The following is a 4950-nucleotide window of genomic DNA, read 5'->3' on the forward strand; positions in this document are numbered from 1 at the left end:
TTCATGGTTACTCGTTTTTGAAGTAAACCTAATCAATTCAAATCGTCACCGCACTAAAAAGCTTTTAAAGCGTTAACTATCAATAAGTTCAAAGAACAACACTATATTTTTAATGGACACTTATGATCAAAAAAAATGAATGAAATAGATATAGGCAATCAAGTTTGGATGACTGCAAATCTGAACGTCGATAAGTTTCGCAATGATGATCTAATACTTGAAGTGCGGACAATTGAGGGATGGAAGAGAGCAAACAAAGAACTAAAGCCCGCTTGGTGCTATCTTGATTTTGATCCTGTCAAGGGTAAAAAATTCGGTAAACTTTATAATTGGCAAGCTGTTATTGACCCAAGAGGTTTAGCCCCCGATGGCTGGCACATACCTCACATTGATGAGTGGATGGAATTAGTAGATTATTTGGGTGGCGAGAAAATCTCCGGTTCAAAAATGAAACTCCTAAACGATTCTGAAAGTAGGGATCATTGCACAAATGATAGTGGCTTTTCTGCTCTTATTGGAGGTTATCGATATTTTAATGGAAGGTTGGAAACTTCTGGTATGAGTTACTGGTGGAGTTCCACAGAGGCTTATCCGACTACTGCCTGGATCATATCTTTGTTTTATGGCAGTGGTGATGTAATGGTGCTTGATGATGACAAGAAAAATGGATGTTACGTGCGTTGTATCAGGGGAAATGAGACGAATTATGATAGCAGGTTACCAAGACCTTCCTCTGTTTCTCTGCTCGCAGCAATCATTGGAGGGGGCCAATGATACAGGATGATGTGGTTGAAATCGAATCTCTTTCGATGCCAGCAGCTTGCCCAGCGGCGCGTTTATCTACCGGATCGAGGCCGGGGACTATGTGGAGACGAGAAGTATGATGTTTGTGAAGTGACGTGGTGGAACAAAATAACTTACACTAAAGGGGAGGCTACAGAATGAAAACTAAAATAAGATTTAAACATTCAGATTTTTATGAGTATTTGTCTTCATTGAATTCATCTTGGAGCAGATTAACAAGAATTATAGTATTACTTTTATTTGTTCATACTTTTTCATGTGAATCAGCAGTATTTGATAGCGATCAAACAGTAACTGACATTGATGGAAATGTATATGAAACTGTTCGCATTGGAAGCCAAAAGTGGATGGCAGAGAATCTGCGAGTGACAAGATTCCAGGATGGCACTCCCATAGCAAATGTAACAAATTCTTTTGAGTGGAATAATACAAATAGCCCAGCATGGGTTTACTATGAAAATAATAGTGATTATGATACCAAATATGGTAAGCTTTATAATTGGTATACGGTGAGTGATGATCGGGGTATTTGTCCGGAGGGGTGGTATGTACCAGATAAAGCTTCTTGGAACCTGCTTGATAGTTATCTTGGTGATAATCAGGGAAGCAAGCTTAAAACAGCAGGCACTGAATATTGGGGCGCTGAAAATACACGGGCTACCAATGAAACCGGATTCTCGGCTTTCCCAGGAGGTTTAATAAGTAGTGAAGGTGAGTTTGATAGTGAAGGAAGCTGGGGATATTGGTGGAGTTCCAGCTCATTAAGTCAGAGCAATGCTCATAGCTATGTGCTTGCCACTATCTGGGAAACATCACTACCACAGTGGGGCTCAGCTAATAAAAACAACGGTTTCTCTATACGATGCATAAAAGATAGTGACCCTACAGCTCAATACTACTTTGAGTCTGCGCAGATTAAAATTAGAGAAAAAGATTATAATAACGCTATTCAAGATCTAAATAAAGCAGTTGCTTTAGATTCGAATGATACTGCATTTTATTTTGCAAGAGGCGAAGCTAAATATGCTCTGTCAGACTTTCAAGGGGTTATAGAAGACATGAACAAGATCATTGAATTAGACCCTAATGAGTCAGATGCATACGGATATAGAGCATTTGCTTTTTGGGAGTTAGGTGAACAAGAAAAAGCCTTAAATGAATTAAAAGATTTTGTTAAGTATTCTGAAAATGTCGATAAGTATCAAGGTCATCGAACGATGGCAGAATTACTATTTGAATTAGATAAACATGAGAAAGCTCTAGTTGAAATGAACAAAAGTATTGAGTTGGCATACAAGTATGTAGAAGATGAAAATAAAATTTCTGAATTATATGAATACAGAGGTAATATTAAAGCCTTCATGGAAGATGGAAAGGGCATGTTAAATGATTGGAATCGATCACTTGAGTTGAATCCTGATAATTCTATGCTCTATATCATGAGGGGGCATTTCTTTCAAGAACTTCAGGATCATGAATCCGCTGTAAGTGATTTCCTTAGTGCAATTAATTTAAAACCTTTTCGTCAGGAAATTGTAATGGCGTATCTACGAATAGGAATTTCATATTATCATTTAAACAATCTACAGCTAGCGTGTTTTTACTGGGATACTGCTACACAATTAGGGAATGAAGTTGCACATGATTTAATGGCACAATATTGTAATTAATCCACAAAATCTGATTCTATAGTTATGAATAAGACTTTTATTAATAATGTAAAAGATATGAAACTAGCACATATATTTGTTTTATTGGTCTTTCTATGTTTTTCTCAAAAAGTCTTAGGCCAACAAAATAATAACAAAGAGCTTGATAGTCGAATCACTGAATTAGAACAGGTAGTAGCTTCACTTCAGCAACGGATTATTGAGTTGGAAACAATTGTCCAAGGGCAACAGGAGAGTGGGCAACCAGTTGCAGCTAAAGGAAACTGGCAAGAACTTCGTAATTGGCGTCAACTGCAAAGGGGAATGACTATGCAACAGGTTGAAGAACTACTGGGTGAACCGGAGAAGGTCAATGCCGGAGGCACACTGACTTTTTGGTATTGGGACTACCCAGGTGGCCCTCAAGTAAGCTTTGATCGATCAAATAAAGTATATGGTTGGTCTGAGCCTTCGCGATAAATTTATCTTCCGATTTTAAGCCGACAGCCATGTTAAGACAAAAAGTATCCTATGACTGGGGACCAAGTGACCATTGCCGGCTGGAAATCGAGTTGCAATTATAAATATGGTTGCAAGTCCTTCAATGTACTTTAAGATGTTGATCATATCAGGTTAAAACCGGAACCTGTATCATTCAAATGACTATGGACATAGGCCCACAGTACAAACAAGACGATCCGTTCAAAGCGGCTGCAAGGCTACACCAGTCCAAGTACCGCGCGAAATTCCTTAAAGTCTACTACCAGGATTACGGTAATAGGATTACAGAGGCTGACGGGCGTGCGCTGCTTAATTACTACGATGAGCTTGGGGTCAGAGAGGCTTTGAGGGAAAGATACCCTGTCTACTCCAAAAAGCGCGATGCTGATCTATTGAGAAGTGAGCACATACCATTTAATATGCTGGCTCCACTTGCCTGTAGGCCTGCCCTGATGAAGCATGTTCTAAGCGAGGCTTTCGGGTTGGAACTAAGCCAGTCAATCCAAATGAAGCTTGAATGGGCGCCTTCGCCAGCAGAAGAGTACTTGGATGACCTGACTTCTTTCGATGCTTACATTCAAGGACGAGATGAAAACGGGAGTCTGATAGGCCTGGGTATTGAAGTAAAGTACACGGAGCGCGGGTACAGGATAGGGCCCTCCGAAGCCAGACGAGTGCATGATCATCAGTCCACATACTGGGTTACAACACGGGAGTCCGGTATGTTTGCCATGAGCGGGTGTGATGAACTGACAACGGATGACCTCCGCCAAGTCTGGAGAAATCATCTGCTCGGATTAGCAATGGTTAGGAACAGGGACATTGACAAGTTTGTGTCTGCAACGTTGTATCCGGCCGGTAACCATCATTTCACGCACGCACTGACGCAGTACCGAGACCATCTAATACCAACAGCACAGGATGGTATTCGTGGCTGTACTTTTGAGGATTATATAAACTGTCTGCAGGGGGATAATGAGATTAAGGCTTGGAAAAGTTATTTGAAAGAAAGGTATCTTTTTGAAATGGCCGAATAAGTATGCAAAGAATAAAAAATATTCGTTCAGCTATATCTATACCAAAAGCGATGACAAATAGGAGTCTGTGTCAAATGACCTCCCCAAAATTCACAAGTTTATATGTTCCATCTATCTGGTTTTCTGATATTTGTACCCGGGATGGTTGAGGGTAATTGAGCATCAATCAATTTTTGTAATCCAAAACTTCGATAAAAATCAGTATAGTGTCGAAGTTCGTTCGAACGTATATTTGTCCACTTTGGAAGAATCCATCCGATTGTTTTTCCTAATTCATTTTTCGTTAATTTTAGGGCCTCCCTTAAATCTCCATCATTTGATAATAGTACGGCACATGAGTATAAATCTTTATACCCATCATTCAATAAATGCACTGCCAAATTAACATCCGACCCTTTTTCTTCAGTATACAAAATCAACTCATTTCCGGATCCATCTACTTTAGGCATATATTTTTCTGACGTTAAAAACATTCCTTTATGTATTTCTAATTCCGGAATATATGCTTTAAGTGCTCTTAAGTAGGTCTGTTGCCTCGTTGGTTGGTCGGGATCATTTTTACCAGATACGTCTGCAGTATAATATTTTATAGCAACTATCTCGTGTTTATCATGTAGCAAGTTATTTAATAGTTTTTTGAAATCTAACCACTTATAACTATTTGCCTCTCTCTTCCTTGGATTTCTATAAGTTGAATAATAAAAATTAAATCCATCTATATAGACGATTGTTTTCAAAACAGCTTAACTCTTGAATAATAAGTTGAATAATAAAAATTAAATCCATCTATATAGACGATTGTTTTCAAAACAGCTTAACTCTTGAATAATAACCTGATTCCGTGAGTTAACACTCTTTTTCAATTTCCTGGGTGGAAAATACCGAAAAAAATTTTATTCCATCCATTTGCGCAGATAAATGGACCGGGAAAATCGACAAAAAAGCCCTAAAATCCTTGC

5 protein-coding genes are annotated in these 4950 nt (G+C 38.8%); 4 read left to right on the forward strand and 1 reads right to left on the reverse strand.

Translation table 11 applies throughout. The annotated features are described in order from the left end of the window. Positions 1–135: 135 nt before the first annotated feature. The 4 genes from NATSA_RS15185 to NATSA_RS15200 all read left to right on the forward strand — a co-directional run bounded on the left by NATSA_RS15185 (position 136) and on the right by NATSA_RS15200 (position 3991). The gene (locus NATSA_RS15185) at positions 136–774 is read left to right on the forward strand and encodes a fibrobacter succinogenes major paralogous domain-containing protein (protein WP_210513467.1); all 639 of its coding nucleotides are present in this window, start codon (positions 136–138) and stop codon (positions 772–774) included. A gap of 167 nt (positions 775–941) precedes the next feature. Next, entirely contained in the window at positions 942–2474 is a 1533-nt protein-coding gene (locus NATSA_RS15190; protein WP_210513468.1) for an FISUMP domain-containing protein, read from the forward strand. A gap of 24 nt (positions 2475–2498) precedes the next feature. Continuing rightward, positions 2499–2933, forward strand: a complete 435-nt coding sequence (gene bamE, locus NATSA_RS15195; RefSeq protein ID WP_210513469.1) for an outer membrane protein assembly factor BamE domain-containing protein — start codon at positions 2499–2501, stop codon at positions 2931–2933. 179 nt (positions 2934–3112) lie between these two features. Then, positions 3113–3991 carry a PGN_0703 family putative restriction endonuclease gene (locus tag NATSA_RS15200; RefSeq protein WP_210513470.1) on the forward strand — a complete coding sequence of 293 codons (879 nt, stop codon included), beginning with the start codon at positions 3113–3115 and terminating at the stop codon, positions 3989–3991. 98 nt (positions 3992–4089) lie between these two features. Here the strand turns inward: NATSA_RS15200 and NATSA_RS15205 are convergent, their stop codons facing one another. Next, positions 4090–4728, reverse strand: coding sequence for an NYN domain-containing protein (locus NATSA_RS15205; RefSeq protein WP_210513471.1), 639 nt, complete (start codon positions 4726–4728; stop codon positions 4090–4092). Positions 4729–4950 lie beyond the last annotated feature (222 nt).

Origin of the sequence: Natronogracilivirga saccharolytica (genome assembly GCF_017921895.1) — a bacterium.
GTDB classification, from domain to species: domain Bacteria; phylum Bacteroidota; class Rhodothermia; order Balneolales; family Natronogracilivirgulaceae; genus Natronogracilivirga; species Natronogracilivirga saccharolytica.